The sequence below is a fragment of the Vogesella sp. EB genome (assembly GCF_001037925.1).
Taxonomy (GTDB): Bacteria; Pseudomonadota; Gammaproteobacteria; order Burkholderiales; family Chromobacteriaceae; genus Vogesella; species Vogesella indigofera.
In genome coordinates this window covers 90,965-110,256 of record NZ_LFDT01000011.1, presented here as the reverse complement: position 1 = coordinate 110,256, position 19,292 = coordinate 90,965, and the positions used below count along the sequence as shown (strand labels likewise).

The following is a 19,292-nucleotide window of genomic DNA, read 5'->3' as shown; positions in this document are numbered from 1 at the left end:
CGCCAGGTACACCAGCAGCAGCGAGGCGGCCAGTTGCGGCAGCAGCGGCCAGTCGCGCTGCGGCATCACCAGCCAGCCGAAACCGGCCAGGCCGCCGCCGGCGGCCAGCAGCAGCAGCGCGCGCGCCCGCGGCGGCGACAGGCGGTCCTGCCACAGCCCGAGCAGCGGGTCGATGGCGGTATCGAACAGCCGCGCCAGCAGCAGCACCCAGCCGAGGCTGGCCAGCGCCACGCCGAAATCGGCGGCGTACAGCGCCGGGGTGTGCACGTACAGCGGCAGCGCCACCATCGCCAGCGGCAGGCCGCCGAGGCCGCTCAGTGCCAGCTGGCGCGTGCTCAGCGCGTTCATCCGCGGCCACCCAGCAGCTGCTCGCGCACCGCCGGCGCCCGCGATGCCGGATCCAGCCAGATGCGGAAAAACAGCTGCCCGAACAGCGGGTCGTCGATGCGGTGGGTCAGGCGGCCGTTAAGCCAGAAGCGCACCACCGCGCCGTCCATGGCGCCGAGCAGCACGTCGCCCTCCTTTACGTCGGGAAAGGCGCGCCGCATGTGCTCGGCCCACGCCGCACGTGAACGCTCCGGCATGCCGTAGCGCAGCATTTCCTCGAGGCTGGTTTCCACCAGCTTGGCGCCGGCAATGCTGCGCGCGTAGCGTATCTCCAGCGCGAACGGCCGCGCCCACTGGAAGGGCTGCGCCGCCGGGGTGTACAGCGCCGAGTCGTACAGCTTGAAGCCGAACCAGCGCAGCGTGCCCTGGCCGCGCAGTTGCAAACCGTTCAGTTCTGCTGGCAGTGCCATGGCATTTCCCATCTGTGCGACAAGCAGCGCCACGCTAGCGGCGACGGATTTCCAGTTGGCAGACATCGGTGCGTCCCGCATCGAAGCCGGCGATGCAGTAGTGCAGGTAGAACTGCCACAGGCGCACGAAAGCCTGATCGAAGCCCTGGCCATACACCTGCGGCAGCGCGGCGTTGAAATCATGCAACCAGCGCCGCAGTGTCTCGGCGTAGTCGCGGCCAAAGGTATAGCGCTCGGCCAGCTGCAACCCGGCGCCGGCGATCTCGCGGTCCAGCGCCGCCGGCGACGGCAGCATGCCGCCGGGGAAGATGAACTGCTGGATGAAGTCGGTACCGCGCTGGTAGCGCGCGAAGTAGTCGTCGCCGATGGTGATCACCTGCACCATCGCCCGGCCGCCGGGCTTGAGGCGGTCGTGCAGGGTGCGGAAGTAGCGCGGCCACCAGCGCGCGCCGACCGCCTCCAGCATCTCGATCGACACGATGTGGTCGAACTGGCCGTCGATGTCGCGGTAGTCCTGCAGCCGCAGATCGGCCTGCTGCGCCAGCCCCGCTGCGGCCAACCTTTGCTGCGCCCATTCCAGCTGTGACGGCGACAGGGTCACGCCGGTGACGTGCACGCCGCGGCTGCGGATCGCGTACTCGGCAAAGCCGCCCCAGCCGCAGCCGATCTCCAGGATGCGCTGCCCCGGCTGCGCATCGAGCCGCGCCAGGATGCGTTCGTACTTGGCCTCCTGCGCTGCGGCCAACGTCTGCCCGGCCTCGCCGCTGAAGATGGCGGCGGAATAGGTCATGCCCGGGTCCAGCCACAGCCGGTAGAAGTCGTTGCCGATGTCGTAGTGGGCGTGGATGTTGCGGCGGCTGCCACGGCGGGTATTGGCGCGCGTCAGGTGCTTCAGCCAGTAGCCGGCGGTGCCGAGCCAGCTGCCGTGGATCGCCTGCTCGAAGGCGGCCTCGTTGGCCAGCGCCAGCTGCAGCAGCGACGTCCAGTCCGGCGACGTCAGCCAGCCGTCACGCCAGGCCTCGGCAAGGCCGATGTCGCCGGCCAGCACGATGCGGCGCAACGCGCGCCAGTCGTAGACCTGCAGCTGTGCCTGCGGGCCGGGATGCGCGCCGCGGAACAGGTAGCTGCCGCCGTCGGGGGTGATCAGCGTCAGCTCGCCGTACTGCAGGCGCGACAGGGCCAGCAGCAGCGGGCGCACCAGCAGCGGGGCACGCAAGTCCTGCGGCGAAGCGAGGGTACGCGAGGATGCATTCATGACAACTCTCCGGGAGGGGCCGGGGTGGCCACACGGCCATCCTTGCCGAAAAACGGGACTTTCTTGCGCCACAGCCGTAGCGCCTGCCAGTGGATGCGCCCCCACACCGCCACGGCGAGCAGGCCGGTGGCCAGCAGCAGCTGCCACAGCCGCGCCGGCGAGTACGGCACCGGCGTGCCCTGCTGGGTGGCGACGAAGTCGTTGTGCTCGTCGTCGCGGCGGTACTCGATACGCACCGCGAAGCGGCCGTCCGCCGCGCGCAGGAAGCGGAAGCGGTAGCTGCCCTCCACCTGGAAGAACGGCGACACCTGAAGCGCCTTGCCGGCGGTCAGCAGGTCGCGGCTGCCGATGGCACGATGGTCGGGGTGGTGCAGGCAGTAGTCATGATGCTGGCCGAAGGTATTGCTGACCTCGACCCACACCGCGCGCAGCGTGGCGGCGGCATCGAACACCAGGTAGAAGCTGACCGGGTTGAACACGTAGCCGCACAGGCTGGGCAGGGTGTGCAGCTCGATGCGCGCGATGTCGTGTACCCCGCTTGCGGCCAACCTTGCCGTCAGCCACGGCAGCAGCGGCGAGCCGTCGCGCGGGCCGTGGCGGCGGCGCTGCCAGCTCACCCCCGGCGCCAGGCGGATGCTGGCCGGCTCCGGCTGCCCCGGCAGCAGAGTCAGCGCCAGCCAGGCGTGGCGGTAGCTGAACTGGTGGCGGGCCGGCGCGCTGCGTCCGTGCCAGACGCGGCCGCGGTAGACGGAGAACGTGCTCATGGCGCAATCACCACCGGTTGCGGTTGCAGCGGCGGTGCGGCCAGCGGCACGCTGATGTCCCACGGGATCGGCGCGCCGAGCGCCTGCGCCACCGCCATGCCGGCCTTGAGGCCGTCCTCGTGGAAGCCGTAGCCGGCCCACGCGCCGGCAAACCAGGTGCGCTGGCGGCCCTGTATCGTCGCCAGCGACTGCTGCGCGGCGATGGCGGCGCGGTCGAACAGCGGGTGGGCGTAGTCGAACTCCGCCAGCTTGCCCTGCGGCTCGCGGTAGGGGTTCAGCGTCACGATCACCGGACTGCGGAACGGCAGCCCCTGCAGCTGGTTGAGCAGGTAGCTGACCATCACCGGCTGCGACGACGGCCCGCCCTCGCCCATGCGGTAATTCCACGCTGCCCACGCCTGGCGTCGCGCCGGCAGGAAGGAAGCGTCGGTGTGCAGCACCGCGCGGTTGGGCTGGTAACGCAACTGCGACAGCAGCGCGCGCTCGGCGTCGCTGGCGTCGCCGAGCAGCGCCAGCGCCTGGTCGCTGTGGCAGGCCAGCACCAGCTGCTCGAAGTGCTCCTCGCCGTGGCGGCTGCACAGCGTCACGCCGCGCTCGTCGCGACGCACCTGTCGTACCGGCGACGACAGCCGCACCTCGCCGATGCCGGCCACCATGCGCTGCACGTACTCGCGCGAACCGCCCTGCACCGTTTTCCACTGCGGCCGGTCCAGTATCTGCATCAGGCCGTGGTTGGCGCAGAAATCGAAGAAGGTCGAGGCCGGGAACGCGGCCATGTCGCGGGTGGAGCTGGACCAGATCGCCGCCCCCATCGGCAGCAGATACCAGTCGCGCAGCGCCGCGCTGAAGCGGTAGCGATCGAGGATCTGGCTCAGCGTCTCGCCGCTGTCGCGGCTTTCCCGCTGCAGCTGCGGCGCCAGCCGGTGCAGGCGCAGGATGTCGCCGACCATGCGCCAGAAGGTTGGCCGCAACAGGTTGCGCTTCTGCGCGAACAGCGTGGCGACGCTGCTGCCGGCCCACTCCACGTTCTCCTGCTCCAGCACCACCGAAAAAGTCATCTCGCTGGCACGCACCGGCACGCCCAGCAGCGCAAACAGGCGGATCAGGTTGGGATAGGTGCGGTCGTTGTGCACCAGGAAGCCGGTGTCCACCGGCGCGCGGACGCCTTCCAGCTCGACATCGACGGTGTTGCTGTGGCCGCCGGCGTAGGCCGCGGCCTCGAACAGCACCACCTGGTGTCCGGCCCGGCTCAAGAGCCAGGCCGAGGACAAGCCGGCAATGCCGGCACCCACCACCGCAATTTTCATGATGTCAGTCCTTTATCGATAGTGCGTTATCGGTCAATCACAACTGATTGTCAAATGTTTGTCCTGTACAAAAATGGAAAGTTCAACAAAAAAGCCTGACATCGTCAGGCTTTGTCCACTACATGAGCGCCGGCTCAGTCCAGCCGGTGCTGCCGTTCGCCGCGCTGCCAGGCCTCGATATTGCTGACCAGCTGCGCCGCCAGCCTGGCCATCGCCTCGCCGCTGGCCCAGCCGACGTGCGGTGTCACGATCAGGTGCGGCAGGCGCGCCTTCAGCAGCGGATTGCCGTCGCGCGGCGGCTCCACCGACAGCACGTCGAAGCCGGCGCCGCCGAGCTGGCCGAATTTCAGCGCCGCCACCAGTGCTTCCTCGTCCACCAGCCCGCCGCGCGCGGTATTGATCAGCACCGCGCCCGGCTTCATCGCCATCAGCTCCGGCTGCGCGATCAGGTTGCGGGTGTCGTCGTTCAGCGGGCAGTGCAGCGAGATCACGTCGGAGCTGGCCAGCAGCGCGTCAAACGCCACGTAGCCGTCGCGCACCGTGGCCGCGCCCTTGCGCTCGGCAAACTGCACGCGCATGCCGAAAGCGCGCGCGCGCTGCGCCATCGCCTGGCCGATGCCGCCGCTGCCGACGATGCCCAGTGTCGCGCCCTGCAGGTCGCGGATCGGCGCGCCGAAATGGCAGAACTGCGCCGCCTGCTGCCACACCCCGGCGGCGACATCGCGCTGGTAGGCCGGCAGGTTGCGCATCAGCGCCATCATCAGCATGAAGGCATGTTCCGCCACGGTGTCGTCGCCGTAGTGGCGGATATTGCTCACCGCGATGCCGCGCTCGCGGCAGGCGGCGACATCGATGTGGTTGTAGCCGGTAGCGGCGATGGCCAGCAGTTTCAGCCGCGGCAATGCGGCCAACGTGGCCGCATCGAACGCGACCTTGTTGCTGATCACGATGTCGGCATCGGCACAGTGGGCCAGCAGTTGCTCGCGGCTGGTGGACGGATAGGCGCTGAAGCGGTGCGGGAAGGCACAAGACGGCACCGGGACAGGCAAGCTGTCCCGGTCGACAAACACGATGTGGAGATTCATGGAATGGACAGGTGCTAGCGCTCGAAGTTGATCAGGGCGCGATAGGCATGCCAGCTGGACAGCCCGATCAGGGGCATGATGAGCAACAGGCCGATGAACTGGGTAGCAAAACCGATCGCGGTCAGGACCACGATCATAGCCGCCCATACCAGCATCGTCAGCAAATTGCGATACACCGCCTGCACGCTCATCACCATCGCGGTGACGGTATCGACTTCCTTGTCCAGCATCATCGGAATGGCGCAGACGCTGAGCGCGAACACCGCCACGGCAAAGAAGAAGCCGGTGCCGAAGTAGGCAATCAGGAACGGCAGGTTCTCGGCAGTGAAGGCGGAGACCACCAGCTGTTCCAGCGACGGCACGCTACCCTGGAAGAACAGTGCGAACATCAGCAGCGAAACGCGGAACCAGCCGAATACCAGCACCGCCAGCAAGGCGGCAAACAGGGTAAAGCCCGGCATGTTGACGCGCCACGCGGTCATGCTGTGCATCAGCGTCACCTTCCCGCTACCCGGTGCTTCCAGCTGCCGCGCGATATCGTACAGGCCGATGGCGAGGAACGGACCGCCCAGCAGGAACAGCGTTGCCAGGGTAATCACGTGCTGTGGTGCGAAGTCGAAATACATGTTCAGCAAGAAGCCCATCACCACAAACACGGCGCCGTAGAACAGCGAATCCGCCGGTGCGCGCCGCAAATCCTGCCAGCCCAGGCGCAGCCACTGCAGCGGCTGATCGGGCGTCACATGCCTGACCACTATATGCTCATGAGACGGTAGATGAGTAATGTCCATTGCCATTCCCCTATGTCAGATAAAGTCGTAGGCGAAAACTGCTCCGCTTTCTCTTTATAAGCAATTGAAGGGCAAAGACAATATCAAGATTTCGACGGCGCGGTAGCGGACTGTTAAAATGCCGTTTTCGCTAATGCAGCAAAACAAGGACATCTCATGGCAGAACTGATCATCGAAGACCTGCTGGTAGGCGACGGCGCGGAAGCCGTGGCCGCTCAGGAAGTGACCGTGCACTACACCGGCTGGCTGACCGATGGCACCAAATTCGATTCCAGCAAGGATCGCTACCAGCCGTTCAGCTTCGTGCTGGGCGAAGGCTACGTGATCAAGGGCTGGGATCAGGGCGTGCAGGGCATGAAGGTCGGCGGCAAGCGCAAGCTGACCATCCCGGCCGAGCTGGGCTACGGCGCCCGCGGTGCCGGTGGCGTGATCCCGCCGCACGCCACCCTGGTATTCGAGGTCGAGCTGCTGCAGGTCGGCTGACCCCGCCTCACCCGGCAATGAATAATGCCCCGCGCTGCGGGGCATTATTCATTTGGCGATCAGGTCTTCGGCGTTGCGCCGGGCTTTCGACTCGCGCCGCTTGTGGCGCCAGTAGAAGCCGCCCAGCACCACCGCCAGCAGCGCGATGGCGATCAGGATGCCGGCCTGGCCACGGTGCACCATCTGCATCAGCCACTCGTGGTTGCGTGCACCGAAGTAACCGAGATACACCCACACCGGCACCGAGATCAGCGCGGCAAAACCGTCCATCAACAGGAAACGCCAGTACGGGATACGCCGTGTCAGCCCGGCGGTCAGGAAGATCGGCGAACGCAGGCCGGGCAGGAAACGGGCGACGAACAGCACCCAGTTGCCGTAACGGGCGAACTTCTCCTGTACCGCGGCAAAACGCTCCGGCGTCATCACCTTGGCAATCGGCTTGAAGCGCAGCACACGGTCGCCGTAGACGCGGCCGGCGAGGAACATCAGGCCATCGCCAAACAACACGCCGGCCATGCCCACCGCAAACATCACGTGCACGTCGGTATAGCCCAGCCCGGAAATGATGCCGCCGGCGACCAGGGTAATATCCTCCGGAATCGGCACACCAAAACCACACACCAGCAACACGATGAATACGGCAAAGTAGCCATATCCCGTGAACAAATCGAGAAGAATCTGCAGGATATCCATGTCGGCCTGACAAGCTGTTGATCGGTCGAAGTACTTCCGGCAAGGCCAGGCGAAGCAGTTCAGAGAGCGGCTGCCATCATAGCACAGCCCCCGTGGCGCCCTGCTTGACTATGGTTAGGTCGCCACGGCAAAAACAAAGCCACCTTCGCAGGTGGCTTGCGCCGATGCCGGTACGCCGTCAGGCCGCTTCGATCGCCGCGGCGATTTGGCCGGCCCACTGCTCGGCCAGCGCCAGTTCATCCGCTTCGACCATCACGCGCACCACCGGTTCCGTACCGGACGGACGCAGCACCACGCGGCCACGGCCGGCCAGCGCCAGCTGTGCCTCGGCGTACTTGGCGGCACTGGCGGCCTGCCAGTCCTGGCCATTGAGACGCACATTGATCATCTTCTGCGGGAACGGCTGCCAGTCGTTGCAGATGGTGGCCAGATCACTGTCCAGCTCGGCCAGCGCCGCCAGCACCTGCAGGCTGGAGATGATGCCGTCGCCGGTGGTGTGCTTGTCCAGACACAGCACGTGGCCGGACGCCTCGCCACCGACCTGCCAGCCGTTTTCGTGCAGCAGTTCCAGCACGTAGCGGTCGCCGACCTTGGCGCGGCCAAAGGCGATGCCCTGCTGCTGCAAGGCCAGCTCCATCGCCAGGTTGGTCATCACCGTGCCGACCACGCCGCCGCCGAGCTGGCCGCGCGCCGCGCGCGCCTTGGCGATCACGTAGATCAGCTGGTCGCCGTCGTAGACCTTGCCGTGGCGGTCGGCCATCATCAGCCGGTCGCCGTCGCCGTCCAGCGAGATGCCGAGATCGGCACCATGCTGCAGCACCGCCTGGCTGATCGCCTCGGTGTGGGTGGCACCGACGCCGTCGTTGATGTTGTAGCCGTTCGGCTCGCCACCGATGGTGATCACCTCGGCGCCCAGCTCGTGGAACACCTTCGGTGCGATGTGGTAGGTGGCGCCGTGCGCGCAATCTACGACCAGCTTCAGGCCCTTCAGGTTGCGCTCGTTGGGGAAGGTGCTCTTGCAGAATTCGATGTAGCGGTCGGCGGCACCGTCGATGCGCCGTGCGCGGCCCAGCTCGCGCGACGGGCTGGTCTGCATCGGCGAATCCAGCATCGCCTCGATCTCGCGCTCCAGCGCGTCGTCCAGCTTCTTGCCACCCTCGGCGAAGAACTTGATGCCGTTATCCTGATACGGATTGTGCGACGCGGAAATCATCACCCCGGCCGACAAGCGCAGCGCGCGCGTCAAATAGGCGATGCCCGGCGTCGGCAGCGGCCCGGTCAGCAGCACGTTGACACCGGCGGCGGTGAGGCCGGCCTGCAGCGCCGCTTCCAGCATGTAGCCGGAAATACGGGTGTCCTTGCCGATGATCACCGTCGGGTGTTCCTGCCGCTCGTGATCGACCAGCACCTTGCCGGCGGCATAGCCCAGGCGCAGCACGAAATCGGGGGTAATCGGAAACTGGCCGACTTCGCCACGCACACCATCGGTACCAAAATATTTGCGGCTCATTATTGTTCCTTCAGACTTTTATCCTGCCGATTTTACATCGCCACCTGCTTGCGGGGGCAACTGCCGCCACAGCCGGTTTCAGCCCAGCGCCTGCCACACCTGCAGCGCCTGGTGCGTGGCCTTCACGTCGTGCACGCGGATCACCTTGGCACCGCGCTGTGCTGCCAGCAACGCCGCCGCCACGCTGGCACCGAGGCGCTGGTCCGGCTGCTGCTCGCCGGTGATGGCGCCCAGCATCGACTTGCGCGACATGCCGACCAGCAGCGGTGCGCCGGCCAGTACTTCCAGCTGCGGCAACTCGCGCAGCAGTTGCAGATTGTGCTGCAGCGTCTTGCCGAAACCGAAGCCGGGATCGGCCAGCAGCCGGTCGCGGGCGATGCCGTGCGCCAGACACAGCTCGATGCGGCGGGCGAGGTAGCTACCGACTTCCTGTACCACATCGGCGTAGTCCGGCTGCTGCTGCATGGTGTCCGGATTGCCCTGCTTGTGCATCAGGCAGATGCCGACGTTGGCCGCCGCCACCAATGCCAGCGCACCCTCGTCTTCCAGCGCCGACACGTCGTTGATCAGGTCGACGGCACCGGCCTGCAGCGCGGCGCGCATCACCGAGGTGCGCCGGGTATCCAGCGACAGCGGTACCTGCAATGCGGCCAACCTTTCCAGCACCGGCAGCACCCGCTGCAGCTCCTCTTCCGGGCTGACGTAGGGCGCGCCCGGCCGTGTCGACTCGCCGCCGATGTCAAGGATGTCGGCACCGTCGGCCAGCAGGCGCTCGGCGTGCGCCAAGGCCGCATCCAGCCGGTTGTAGCTGCCGCCATCGGAAAAGGAGTCCGGCGTCACGTTCAAAATGCCCATCAGCAGCGGGCGCTCGAGCGACAGGCTGAACCTGCCGCAGGCAAAAACCGACATAGCTTTCTCCAATGCAAAACAGGGTGTCAGCCTGGACTGACACCCTGTTGTTTACCTGACCTGCCTTACAGTTCTTGTGCCGGCGTCACCGATGGTTCTGGTGCCGGTGGTGCCGGCGGCTTGCTGTCCGGCTTGTTGAAACCGGCGCCCGGCGATGGCGGACGCGGCGTCTTGCCGGCCATGATGTCGTTGATCTGCTCGGCATCGATGGTTTCCCACTCCAGCAGCGCGGCGGTCATTGCCTCCACCTTGTCGCGGTTCTCGTCCAGCAGGCGGCGCGCCAGCGCGTACTGCTCGTCGATGATGCGGCGGATTTCCTGATCCACTTGCTGCATGGTGGCTTCCGACATGTTCTTGTGGGTGGTCACCGAACGGCCGAGGAACACTTCACCCTCGTTCTCGCCGTAGACCATCGGGCCGAGACGGTCGGACATGCCGTAGCGGGTCACCATGTCGCGCGCCATCTGCGTGGCACGCTCGAAGTCGTTCGAGGCGCCGGTAGTCATCTGGTTCATGAACAGCTCTTCCGCGATGCGGCCGCCGAACAGGATGGCGATGCGGTCCATCAGATAACCGCGGTCGTAGGCGTAGCGGTCTTCTTCCGGCAGCTGCATGGTCACCCCCAGCGCACGGCCGCGCGGGATGATGGTGACCTTGTGCACCGGATCGGACTTCGGCAGCAGCTTGGCCACCACCGCATGGCCGGACTCGTGGTAGGCGGTATTCTTTTTCTCGTCCTCGGACATCACCATCGACTTGCGCTCGGCGCCCATCATGATCTTGTCCTTGGCGGATTCGAAGTCCAGCATGTCGACCAGGCGCTTGTTGCGGCGCGCGGCGAACAGCGCGGCTTCGTTGACCAGGTTGGCGAGGTCGGCACCGGAGAAGCCCGGCGTACCGCGCGCGATGATCTGCGCGTCGACGTCGGCGGCAATCGGTACCTTGCGCATGTGCACGTTCAGGATCTGTTCGCGGCCGCGGATATCCGGCAGCGGCACCACCACCTGGCGGTCGAAACGGCCTGGGCGCTGCAGCGCCGGGTCCAGCACGTCCGGACGGTTGGTGGCGGCGATCACGATCACCGTCTGGTTGGTCTCGAAACCGTCCATCTCCACCAGCAGCTGGTTGAGGGTCTGTTCGCGTTCGTCGTTGCCGCCACCGAGGCCGGCGCCACGCTGGCGACCGACGGCGTCGATCTCGTCGATGAAGATGATGCACGGCGCGTTCTTCTTCGCCTGCTCGAACATGTCGCGCACGCGGGAAGCACCGACGCCGACGAACATTTCGACGAAGTCGGAACCGGAGATACTGAAGAACGGCACCTTGGCTTCGCCGGCGATGGCCTTGGCCAGCAGGGTCTTACCGGTACCCGGCGAGCCGGCGAGCAGGATGCCGCGTGGAATGCGGCCACCCAGGCTCTGGTAGCGGGAAGGATCGCGCAGGTAGTCGACGATCTCCTTCACCTCTTCCTTGGCTTCATCGCAACCGGCCACGTCGGCAAAGGTCACGGTGTTGGTGTCCTGATCCAGCATGCGCGCCTTGCTCTTGCCGAACGAGAACGCGCCGCCCTTGCCGCCGCCCTGCATCTGGCGCATGAAGAAGAACCACACCCCGATCAGCAGCAGCATCGGGAACCAGCTGATGAAAATGCTCATCAGCATCGACGGTTCCTCTTCCGGCTTGGCGGAGAAGGTCACGTTGTTCTTGATCAGCACGTCCACCATTTTCACGTCGAACGGGGCATAGGTGCTGAAACTGGAGCCGTCGGTACGCTTGCCGCGCACCCACTGGCCGCGTAGCGGATTGCCTTCAATGCTCACCGTCTGAATCTTGCCGGACTCCACATCGCTCATGAATTGCGAATACTCGACCTGATTCTGGGTTTCCTGGCGCTTGGTAAACTGGTTGAACACAGTCATCAGTACAAGACCGATGATGACCCAGATCGCGATGTTTTTTCCGATATTGTTCACAAGAGCGTGCTCCTATGTGCCCTGACTTGGTAAATGGTTTTTTCTATTGTAAACCCGGCACGTCGCACTGTCAGCGACGGTCTTTGCCCAGCAGGTAGATTTCACTGGAACGGTCGCGCGAGGCCTTGGGTTTACGCGTTACGACTTCGCCAAACAGCTCGCGCATGGCTTTCAGATAGGGCTGAAAATCACTGCCCTGGAACACTTTGACGAGAAAACTGCCGCCGGGTTTCAAATGGTCACGGACAAATTCCAGTGCCAGCTCATTCAGATGAAAGCTTCTGGCCTGATCAATCCCGCTCATCCCTGAGATATTGGGCGCCATATCGGAAATTACAAGGTCCAGCTGCCGCCCGCCGAGCATGGTCACGAACTCCTCCAGCACCTCGTCGTCGCGGAAGTCGCCCTGGATGAAGGCGACGTCGGCGATCGGGTCCATCGGCAGGATGTCGATGGCAAACACCTTGCCGTTGTCGCCGACGATGCGCGCCGCCACCTGCGACCAGCTGCCCGGCGCCGAGCCGAGATCGGCCAGCACGGTGCCCGGCCGGATCAGCTTGTCCTTGTCGTTGATTTCCAGCAGTTTGTACGCGGCGCGTGCGCGATAGCCGTCTTTTTGGGCCATTTGCACATAGTGATCGTTGACGTGCTCACGCAGCCAGGCGTTGCTAGACTTGCTTCTTGCCATGTGGATTCCAGTAATTAATGCATGTGCCGTTTGGGGAATGACCTAAAGTTTAGTAAAATCGTTTTTTAATCTGAAACTTGAAGCCACAATGAAAATCGAACTGACCCCAGTCGAGCGCCAATATCTGAAGGGTTTGGCCCACTCGCTCAGCCCCGTCGTGATGATCGGCAACAATGGCCTGACCGAGTCGGTTATCCGTGAAATCGCCGTCAGCCTGGACGCCCACGAACTGATCAAGGTGCGCGTTCTCGGCGACGACCGCGCGGCACGCGTGGCCATGTATGACCAGATTGCAAACGATCTGGGCGCCGGTCAAGTGCAGCACATCGGCAAGCTGCTGGTGCTGTTCCGCCCGTCCGAGGCCAAGCGCATCGACCTGCCTAAAAGCAAGAAGGCACTCAAGGCACGCCCTTGAGCGTTGCCGGCTAGCGGGCGGCGGTCACGGACCGCGGCGCGCGCATGACAGACAAAAAGCGGTGGCGATGCCACCGCTTTGTCTTTGTCGGCCCGCACAAAGGTAGTACGGCTCAGTTGTCGCTGCGCAGCAGGTACACCAGCGCCATCAGGCTTTGCAGCAGGTAGATCAGGCTGGAGATGGCATGCCAGGTGGCAAAGCCACCACCGAACAGCCCTTCCGCGGCATGGTTCATCTGCAGCTTGAGGCTGGCGATGATCGGTGTCACCGCGAAGTGGTTGATCACGATGCACACCAGCATGCCCAGCAGCAGCCAGAAACCGCCCTGCTTCAGGCCGCGTGCGCCGTAGCGCAGCACGTAGTCGGCGAGCAGGAAGATGCCGCACACCAGCCCGACCCAGGCGATGGCGGCAAACAGCCGCCCCGCCACCATGCCGGCGGTCACGTTATCCAGTGCCGAAAACAGGATGGGGGCCACGATGATGCCGACCACCCACATGCCGCCGATCCACAGGGTCCGGGCAATTGCACGCAATCCGTCCATTGGTCTTCCTCTTCCCGGCCGGCTTTGCGGCCAACGTTACAGCACCCGCCTGGCCGCAGCCAGCCGCCGCGCTCAGATGTAGCGCACTTCCAGCACTTCGTACTCGCGGATGCCACCCGGGGCCATCACCTCGGCCACGTCGCCTTCCACCTTGCCGATCAGCGCGCGCGCGATCGGCGAGTTGACCGACACCTTGCCCAGCTTGATGTCGGCTTCGTCGTCGCCGACGATCTGGTAGGTCTTTTCTTCTTCGCTTTCCAGATCGGTGAGCAGCACGGTGGTGCCGAACACGATGCGGCCGTCGGCATCCAGCTCGGTCGGATCGATGATCTGGGCGTTGGAGATTTTGCCCTCCAGCTCGGCAATACGGCCCTCGACAAAGGCTTGGCGCTCTTTGGCGGCGTCGTATTCTGCATTCTCGGATAGATCGCCTTGCGCGCGCGCTTCGGCAATGGCCTCGATCACCGACGGACGCTCAATGCTTTTCAGACGCTGCAATTCGGCCTTCAGCTGTTCGGCACCACGCACGGTCAACGGGACTTTGTTCATGACTCGGTTCTCCAAGGGCGTACTGCTGCCCTGTGATAAAAGCGCAAGCCGCCGTACGGGACGGCGGCTTTGCTGGACGTTTGATTCAGCGGTGATTGTAACGAGATTTTGCTCCGGGTTCAAAGGTTGGCCGCATGCGGCCAACCTTTGACCGTGCTTAGCCCTTCAGCTCGGCGTGCAGTTGCTGCACGCTGTAGACGTCGAAATCATCGACGTGCGACAGGCCGACGCAGACCGCCTTGGCACCGGCCAGGGTGGTGTACTGCGGCACGCGCATCTGCAGCGCGGAGCGGCGGATGGCGTGGCTGTCCTGGATCGCCTTGCGCTTCTCGTCCACGGTGTTGACCAGCACGTCGATTTCGCCGTTCTTGATCATGTCGACGATGTGCGGACGACCTTCGTTGACCTTGTTCACCACCTGCACCACGATACCGGCGTCGGCCATCGCCTTGGCGGTACCGCGGGTGGCGCAGACGCCGAAGCCCAGCTTCTGCAGTTCGCGCGCCACTTCGATGCCGCCTTCCTTGTCGCTCTCGCGCAGGGACAGGAACACCTTGCCGGTACGCGGCAGACGGTCGCCGGCAGCCAGCTGGCCCTTGACGAAGGCTTCGGCAAAGGTGCGGCCAACGCCCATCACTTCACCGGTCGACTTCATTTCCGGCCCGAGGATGGTATCCACGCCCGGGAACTTGATGAACGGGAACACCGCTTCCTTCACTGCGTAGTACGGAGGAATCACTTCCTTGGTGAAACCCTGCTCGATCAGGCTGATGCCGGCCATGGCACGGGCGGCGATCTTGGCTAGTGGCGCGCCGGTCACTTTCGACACGAACGGCACGGTACGCGACGCACGCGGGTTCACTTCCAGCACGTAGATGGTGTCTTTCTGGATCGCGAACTGCACGTTCATCAGGCCGACCACGTTCAGCGCACGCGCCATCGCTTCGGTCTGGCGGCGGATCTCGTCCTGCACCGCCGGGAACAGGCTGTACGGTGGCAGCGAGCAGGCGGAGTCACCGGAGTGGACACCGGCCTGTTCCACGTGCTGCATGATGCCGCCGATCACCACGGTGGTGCCGTCGGACACGCAGTCGACATCGACCTCGATGGCGTCGTTCAGGAAGCGGTCCAGCAGCACCGGGCTGTCGTTGGACACCTTCACCGCTTCGCGCATGTAACGTTCCAGATCGGCCGGTTCGTGCACGATTTCCATCGCGCGGCCGCCCAGTACGTAGGACGGACGCACCACCAGCGGGTAGCCGATCTCTTCGGCCAGACGCATCGCGTCAACCGGATTGCGCGCAGTGCGGTTCGGCGGCTGCTTCAGGCCAAGGTCGTTCAGCAGCTGCTGGAAGCGCTCGCGGTCTTCGGCGGCGTCGATCATGTCCGGGCTGGTACCGATGATAGGCACGCCGTTGGCTTCCAGCGCGCGCGCCAGTTTCAGCGGCGTCTGGCCGCCGTACTGCACGATCACGCCGAACGGCTTCTCGATGCGGCAGATTTCCAGCACGTCTTCCAGCGTCAGCGGTTCGAAGTACAGGCGGTCGGAGGTGTCGTAGTCGGTGGACACGGTTTCCGGGTTGCAGTTGACCATGATGGTCTCGAAACCGGATTCGCGCAGGGACAGCGCGGCGTGTACGCAGCAGTAGTCGAATTCGATACCCTGGCCGATACGGTTCGGGCCGCCACCCAGTACCATCACCTTCTTGCGGTCGGTCGGATTGGACTCGCACTCTTCTTCATAAGTGGAGTACATGTAGGCGGTGTTGGTGGCGAATTCGGCGGCGCAGGTATCCACGCGCTTGTACACCGGATGCAGCTTCAGCCCCCAGCGATGGCTGCGCACGGCGGCCTGGTCGGTACCCAGCAGCTCGCCGAGGCGACGGTCGGAGAAGCCCTTGCGCTTCAGGCGACGCAGTTCGTCGTAGCCCAGGCTGTCTGCCTTGCGGCCGGCCAGCGCTTTTTCTTCACCGATCAGGTCTTCGATCTGCGCCAGGAACCACGGATCGATCTTGCTGATGGCAAAGATGTCGTCACGGCTCATGCCGAGACGGAAGGCGTCGGCCACGTACAGGATGCGTTCCGGACCAGGCGCGCCCAGTTCGTGACGGATGGTTTCTTCGTCCTGGCTCACCGAGTTGAAGCCGGAGAGGCCGGTTTCCAGACCGCGCAGCGCTTTCTGCATCGATTCCTGCAGCGTGCGGCCCATGGCCATCACTTCGCCGACCGATTTCATCTGCGTGGTCAGGCGGTCGTCGGCCTGCGGGAATTTCTCGAAGGCGAAACGCGGGATCTTGGTGACCACGTAGTCGATGGACGGCTCGAACGAGGCTGGGGTGGCACCGCCGGTGATGTCGTTCTTCAGTTCGTCGAGGGTGAAGCCGACCGCCAGCTTGGCGGCGATCTTGGCGATCGGGAAGCCGGTGGCCTTGGAGGCCAGTGCCGAGGAACGCGACACGCGCGGGTTCATCTCGATCACGATCATCTCGCCGGTATCCGGGTTGGTCGCGAACTGCACGTTGGAACCGCCGGTGTCGACGCCGATTTCACGCAGTACCGCCAGACTGGCGTTACGCATGATCTGGTATTCCTTGTCGGTCAGCGTCTGCGCCGGGGCCACGGTGATGGAGTCGCCGGTGTGCACGCCCATCGGATCGAAGTTCTCGATCGAGCAGATGATGATGCAGTTGTCGTTGCGGTCGCGCACCACTTCCATCTCGTACTCTTTCCAGCCGAGTACCGATTGTTCGATCAGCAGCTCATGGGTTGGCGACGCTTCGAAACCGCGCTCGCAGATGGCCAGGAACTCTTCCTTGTTGTAGGCGATACCGCCGCCGGAACCGCCCATGGTGAACGACGGACGGATCAGGGTCGGGAAGCCGACCTTGGTCTGCGCTTCCAGCGACTCTTCCAGGGTGTGACAGACGAAGGACAGCGGGCAGGACAGGCCGATCTTGGCCATCGCTTCCTTGAAGCGGCCGCGGTCTTCCGCCTTGTCGATGGCGTCTTCGGTAGCACCGATCAGCTCGACCTTGTACTTTTCCAGCACGCCGTTGCGCGCCAGGTCCAGCGCGCAGTTCAGCGCGGTCTGGCCGCCCATGGTCGGCAGGATCGCGTCCGGACGCTCCTTGGCGATGATCTTTTCCACTACCGGCCACGAGATCGGCTCGATGTAGGTGACGTCGGCCATATCCGGGTCGGTCATGATGGTGGCCGGGTTGGAGTTCACCAGGATGACTTTGTAGCCTTCTTCACGCAGTGCCTTGCACGCCTGCGCGCCGGAGTAGTCAAACTCGCAGGCCTGGCCGATGACGATCGGGCCAGCGCCAATGATGAGAATGCTCTTGATATCAGTACGTTTAGGCATGGTAATCGCTCAATATTGTTCAATGTTTTACACGTTCCGGCAGACTGACGCGGCCTGCTGCCGGAGACGCTGGATAGTTACAGGCTGGCGGCGGCCAACTTGGCGCCGAAACCGATAAACATGGCACCGACCGCCCCGCCCATTGCCGCCGACAGGCGACGGCGGCGGCGGAACGCCTCGGCCAGATGATTGCCGGCCAGGATCAGCGTGGTCAGGTACAGCGCGCTGAACAGCTGCACGATGGCGCCGAGGATGGCAAAGGTCAGTGCCGGGTAGTGATAGGCCGGATCGACGAACTGCACGAAGAACGACACGAAGAACAGGATCGCCTTCGGGTTCATCAGGCTGATCAGTAGCGCCTTGGAAAACGGGCGGTTGATGTCCAGCACCGGTGCCGCCACCGCGACCTGGCCCTGGCGGCGCTGTTGCCAGCCGGCCCAGGCGCCACGCAGCATGGCGATGCCGATCCACGCCAGATAGGCGCCGCCGGCATACTTGACGATGGCAAACAGCGCCGGATTGGCCTGCAGCAAACCGGCGGCACCGGTTGCAGCCAAGGTCATCAGCACGAAATCACCGACGAACACGCCACAGGCGCCGGCAAAGCCGGCCCGCACCCCGCGCTGCGCCGCCACCGACAGCACATACATCGAATTGGGGCCCGGCAGCAGCACGATGAAGATGGTGCCGAGAATGTAGGTGGTCAGGTCAGTGATACCGAACATGATGCGTCCTCCGTGATCAGGCCGGTTTGTGCGCGGCCATCAGCGAGATGAAACGGTCAAACAGATAGGCCACGTCTTCCGGCCCCGGGCTCGCTTCCGGGTGTCCCTGGAACGAGAATGCCGGGCGGTCGGTCAACGCGATGCCCTGCACCGTCTGGTCGAACAGCGAACGGTGGGTAATGCGCACGTTGGCCGCAAGGCTGGCTTCGTCAACCTGGAAACCGTGGTTCTGGCTGGTGATCATCACGCGGCCGGAATCGAGATCCTGCACCGGGTGGTTGGCACCGTGGTGGCCGAACTTCATCTTGGAAGTCTTGCCGCCGGTGGCCAGGCCCAGCAACTGGTGACCGAGGCAGATGCCGAAGACCGGCAGCTTGGTGTCCAGGATGTCGCGGATGGCGCTGATCGCGTAGTCGCACGGTTCCGGATCGCCAGGACCGTTGGACAGGAACACGCCGTCCGGTTTCAGTGCCAGCACGTCCTTGGCCGGCGTCTCGGCCGGTACCACGGTCAGCTTGCAGCCGCGCTCGGCCAGCATGCGCAGGATGTTGCGCTTGACGCCGAAATCGTAGGCCACCACATGGAACGGGGTCTCGGTCTGCTCGACATAACCCTGGCCCAGACGCCATTCGCGTGTCGTCCAGCCGTAGGCTTCCTTGCAGCTGACCACCTTGGCCAGATCCTGGCCGGCCATGCTGCCGAAACTGCGTGCCAGCTCGACGGCTTTCGCCTCATCGATGTCACCGGCCATGATGCAGCCGGGCTGGGCGCCTTTTTCGCGCAGGATGCGCGTCAGCTTGCGGGTGTCGATGTCGGCGATGGCGACGACATTGTTTCTCTTCAGATAATCGGACAGCGACTCTTCCGCACGGAAGTTGCTGTGCAGCAGTGGCAGATCACGAATGATCAGGCCAGATGCAAAGACGGCGCCGGACTCGGTATCTTCCGAGTTGGCGCCGACGTTGCCGATATGAGGATAAGTCAGGGTGACGATCTGCCGGGTATAGGACGGGTCGGTAAGGATTTCCTGATAACCGGTCATGGCAGTATTGAATACTACCTCTCCGACGGTGTGGCCGTTGGCTCCGATGGCGACGCCTTTGAACAGCGTGCCGTCAGCCAAGGCAAGAATCGCGGGTACGGTTGTCACTGGCTGGCTCCTAATAATGATATTTTTGATTTATTGATACAACAAACGGGACTATAGCGACGTGCGCTTGTCCCGTTCGGTTAAACTTTTCAAGTATATCCTGTTTTCGGCCATCGCGGCAAGGCCGCGCACCGCGACTGCTGCTTTTCTGAACAATGGATACAGTCGCCATCACCGGCTAAGCCCTTGTTTACGCTAGCGTCAACCTTACAAAAAATGCGCGCGCCCGGCAAGTTGTTCTGCGCCGGGCTCCGGCCAGCCACACGTCCCGTCATTAACCTCCAGCG

General features: G+C 64.2%; 19 protein-coding genes. 2 read left to right on the top strand and 17 right to left on the bottom strand.

Going from position 1 to position 19,292, the window contains the following annotated elements; translation table 11 throughout:
* The 7 genes from ACG97_RS08870 to ACG97_RS08840 form a co-directional block, all read right to left on the bottom strand.
* Window positions 1–348 (bottom strand): MFS transporter (locus tag ACG97_RS08870; protein ID WP_047966989.1); only part of this gene is annotated, 348 nt, incomplete at its 3' end.
* Entirely contained in the window at window positions 345–797 is a 453-nt protein-coding gene (locus tag ACG97_RS08865) for a chalcone isomerase family protein (RefSeq protein ID WP_053068117.1), read from the bottom strand. The genes ACG97_RS08865 and ACG97_RS08870, both read right to left, overlap by 4 nt.
* A 34-nt stretch (window positions 798–831) precedes the next feature.
* Window positions 832–2,052, bottom strand: coding sequence for a cyclopropane-fatty-acyl-phospholipid synthase family protein (locus tag ACG97_RS08860; RefSeq protein WP_047966987.1), 1,221 nt, complete (start codon window positions 2,050–2,052; stop codon window positions 832–834).
* Window positions 2,049–2,816, bottom strand: coding sequence for a DUF1365 domain-containing protein (locus tag ACG97_RS08855; protein ID WP_047966986.1), 768 nt, complete (start codon window positions 2,814–2,816; stop codon window positions 2,049–2,051). Before ACG97_RS08855 ends, ACG97_RS08860 begins: the two co-directional genes overlap by 4 nt.
* Entirely contained in the window at window positions 2,813–4,123 is a 1,311-nt protein-coding gene (locus ACG97_RS08850; protein WP_047966985.1) for an NAD(P)/FAD-dependent oxidoreductase, read from the bottom strand. The genes ACG97_RS08855 and ACG97_RS08850 overlap by 4 nt, the downstream gene beginning before the upstream one ends.
* Before the next feature lie 134 nt (window positions 4,124–4,257).
* Entirely contained in the window at window positions 4,258–5,208 is a 951-nt protein-coding gene (locus ACG97_RS08845) for a D-2-hydroxyacid dehydrogenase (RefSeq protein ID WP_047966984.1), read from the bottom strand.
* A 14-nt stretch (window positions 5,209–5,222) separates the two neighbouring features.
* Window positions 5,223–5,951 (bottom strand): DUF2189 domain-containing protein, encoded by a 729-nt coding sequence (locus ACG97_RS08840; protein WP_238377302.1) that lies wholly within the window; start codon window positions 5,949–5,951, stop codon window positions 5,223–5,225.
* Window positions 5,952–6,155: 204 nt separating this feature from the next.
* Here ACG97_RS08840 and ACG97_RS08835 point away from each other — a divergent pair, with 204 nt between their 5' ends.
* Window positions 6,156–6,482, top strand: coding sequence for an FKBP-type peptidyl-prolyl cis-trans isomerase (locus ACG97_RS08835; protein WP_047966982.1), 327 nt, complete (start codon window positions 6,156–6,158; stop codon window positions 6,480–6,482).
* A gap of 48 nt (window positions 6,483–6,530) precedes the next feature.
* On the opposite strand, the gene ACG97_RS08830 is transcribed toward ACG97_RS08835, so the two are convergent.
* The 5 genes from ACG97_RS08830 to rlmE all read right to left on the bottom strand — a co-directional run bounded on the left by ACG97_RS08830 (window position 6,531) and on the right by rlmE (window position 12,255).
* Entirely contained in the window at window positions 6,531–7,175 is a 645-nt protein-coding gene (locus tag ACG97_RS08830) for a DedA family protein (RefSeq protein ID WP_047966981.1), read from the bottom strand.
* A gap of 178 nt (window positions 7,176–7,353) precedes the next feature.
* Window positions 7,354–8,685, bottom strand: a complete 1,332-nt coding sequence (glmM, locus tag ACG97_RS08825) for a phosphoglucosamine mutase (protein ID WP_047966980.1) — start codon at window positions 8,683–8,685, stop codon at window positions 7,354–7,356.
* A 78-nt stretch (window positions 8,686–8,763) separates the two neighbouring features.
* Window positions 8,764–9,594: a dihydropteroate synthase gene (folP, locus tag ACG97_RS08820; RefSeq protein WP_047966979.1), complete on the bottom strand. Its 831-nt coding sequence runs from the start codon at window positions 9,592–9,594 to the stop codon at window positions 8,764–8,766.
* A gap of 65 nt (window positions 9,595–9,659) precedes the next feature.
* A complete protein-coding gene (gene ftsH / locus ACG97_RS08815) occupies window positions 9,660–11,567 on the bottom strand; it encodes an ATP-dependent zinc metalloprotease FtsH (protein WP_047966978.1) in 1,908 nt (635 codons plus the stop codon).
* A 70-nt stretch (window positions 11,568–11,637) separates the two neighbouring features.
* Window positions 11,638–12,255 (bottom strand): 23S rRNA (uridine(2552)-2'-O)-methyltransferase RlmE, encoded by a 618-nt coding sequence (gene rlmE / locus ACG97_RS08810; RefSeq protein WP_047966977.1) that lies wholly within the window; start codon window positions 12,253–12,255, stop codon window positions 11,638–11,640.
* A 94-nt stretch (window positions 12,256–12,349) separates the two neighbouring features.
* Between rlmE and yhbY the strand changes: the two genes are divergently transcribed.
* Complete coding sequence (yhbY, locus tag ACG97_RS08805) at window positions 12,350–12,670, top strand: ribosome assembly RNA-binding protein YhbY (RefSeq protein ID WP_202902728.1); 321 nt, start codon at window positions 12,350–12,352, stop codon at window positions 12,668–12,670.
* Between the two features lie 112 nt (window positions 12,671–12,782).
* Here yhbY and ACG97_RS08800 read toward each other — a convergent pair whose 3' ends face one another.
* From ACG97_RS08800 to carA, 5 genes are all read right to left on the bottom strand, one after another.
* Complete coding sequence (locus ACG97_RS08800) at window positions 12,783–13,214, bottom strand: DUF4149 domain-containing protein (protein ID WP_047966975.1); 432 nt, start codon at window positions 13,212–13,214, stop codon at window positions 12,783–12,785.
* Window positions 13,215–13,286: 72 nt separating this feature from the next.
* The gene (gene greA, locus ACG97_RS08795) at window positions 13,287–13,763 is read right to left on the bottom strand and encodes a transcription elongation factor GreA (protein WP_047966974.1); all 477 of its coding nucleotides are present in this window, start codon (window positions 13,761–13,763) and stop codon (window positions 13,287–13,289) included.
* A gap of 157 nt (window positions 13,764–13,920) precedes the next feature.
* A complete protein-coding gene (gene carB, locus ACG97_RS08790; protein ID WP_047966973.1) occupies window positions 13,921–17,130 on the bottom strand; it encodes a carbamoyl-phosphate synthase large subunit in 3,210 nt (1,069 codons plus the stop codon).
* A gap of 77 nt (window positions 17,131–17,207) precedes the next feature.
* Window positions 17,208–17,855, bottom strand: coding sequence for a leucine efflux protein LeuE (leuE, locus tag ACG97_RS08785; RefSeq protein WP_047966972.1), 648 nt, complete (start codon window positions 17,853–17,855; stop codon window positions 17,208–17,210).
* A 16-nt stretch (window positions 17,856–17,871) separates the two neighbouring features.
* On the bottom strand, window positions 17,872–19,005 hold the full coding sequence (gene carA / locus ACG97_RS08780) for a glutamine-hydrolyzing carbamoyl-phosphate synthase small subunit (protein ID WP_047966971.1): 1,134 nt from the start codon (window positions 19,003–19,005) through the stop codon (window positions 17,872–17,874).
* Window positions 19,006–19,292 lie beyond the last annotated feature (287 nt).

What these genes read in the sequence shown, in the direction of transcription:
- ACG97_RS08865 (WP_053068117.1), bottom strand. Translation starts at nt 797, where the DNA reads ATGGCACTGCCAGCAGAACTGAACGGTTTGCAACTGCGCGGCCAGGGC.
- ACG97_RS08860 (WP_047966987.1), bottom strand. Translation starts at nt 2,052, where the DNA reads ATGAATGCATCCTCGCGTACCCTCGCTTCGCCGCAGGACTTGCGTGCC.
- ACG97_RS08855 (WP_047966986.1), bottom strand. Translation starts at nt 2,816, where the DNA reads ATGAGCACGTTCTCCGTCTACCGCGGCCGCGTCTGGCACGGACGCAGC.
- ACG97_RS08850 (WP_047966985.1), bottom strand. Translation starts at nt 4,123, where the DNA reads ATGAAAATTGCGGTGGTGGGTGCCGGCATTGCCGGCTTGTCCTCGGCC.
- ACG97_RS08845 (WP_047966984.1), bottom strand. Translation starts at nt 5,208, where the DNA reads ATGAATCTCCACATCGTGTTTGTCGACCGGGACAGCTTGCCTGTCCCG.
- ACG97_RS08835 (WP_047966982.1), top strand. Translation starts at nt 6,156, where the DNA reads ATGGCAGAACTGATCATCGAAGACCTGCTGGTAGGCGACGGCGCGGAA.
- ACG97_RS08830 (WP_047966981.1), bottom strand. Translation starts at nt 7,175, where the DNA reads ATGGATATCCTGCAGATTCTTCTCGATTTGTTCACGGGATATGGCTAC.
- glmM (WP_047966980.1), bottom strand. Translation starts at nt 8,685, where the DNA reads ATGAGCCGCAAATATTTTGGTACCGATGGTGTGCGTGGCGAAGTCGGC.
- folP (WP_047966979.1), bottom strand. Translation starts at nt 9,594, where the DNA reads ATGTCGGTTTTTGCCTGCGGCAGGTTCAGCCTGTCGCTCGAGCGCCCG.
- rlmE (WP_047966977.1), bottom strand. Translation starts at nt 12,255, where the DNA reads ATGGCAAGAAGCAAGTCTAGCAACGCCTGGCTGCGTGAGCACGTCAAC.
- ACG97_RS08800 (WP_047966975.1), bottom strand. Translation starts at nt 13,214, where the DNA reads ATGGACGGATTGCGTGCAATTGCCCGGACCCTGTGGATCGGCGGCATG.
- greA (WP_047966974.1), bottom strand. Translation starts at nt 13,763, where the DNA reads ATGAACAAAGTCCCGTTGACCGTGCGTGGTGCCGAACAGCTGAAGGCC.
- carB (WP_047966973.1), bottom strand. Translation starts at nt 17,130, where the DNA reads ATGCCTAAACGTACTGATATCAAGAGCATTCTCATCATTGGCGCTGGC.
- leuE (WP_047966972.1), bottom strand. Translation starts at nt 17,855, where the DNA reads ATGTTCGGTATCACTGACCTGACCACCTACATTCTCGGCACCATCTTC.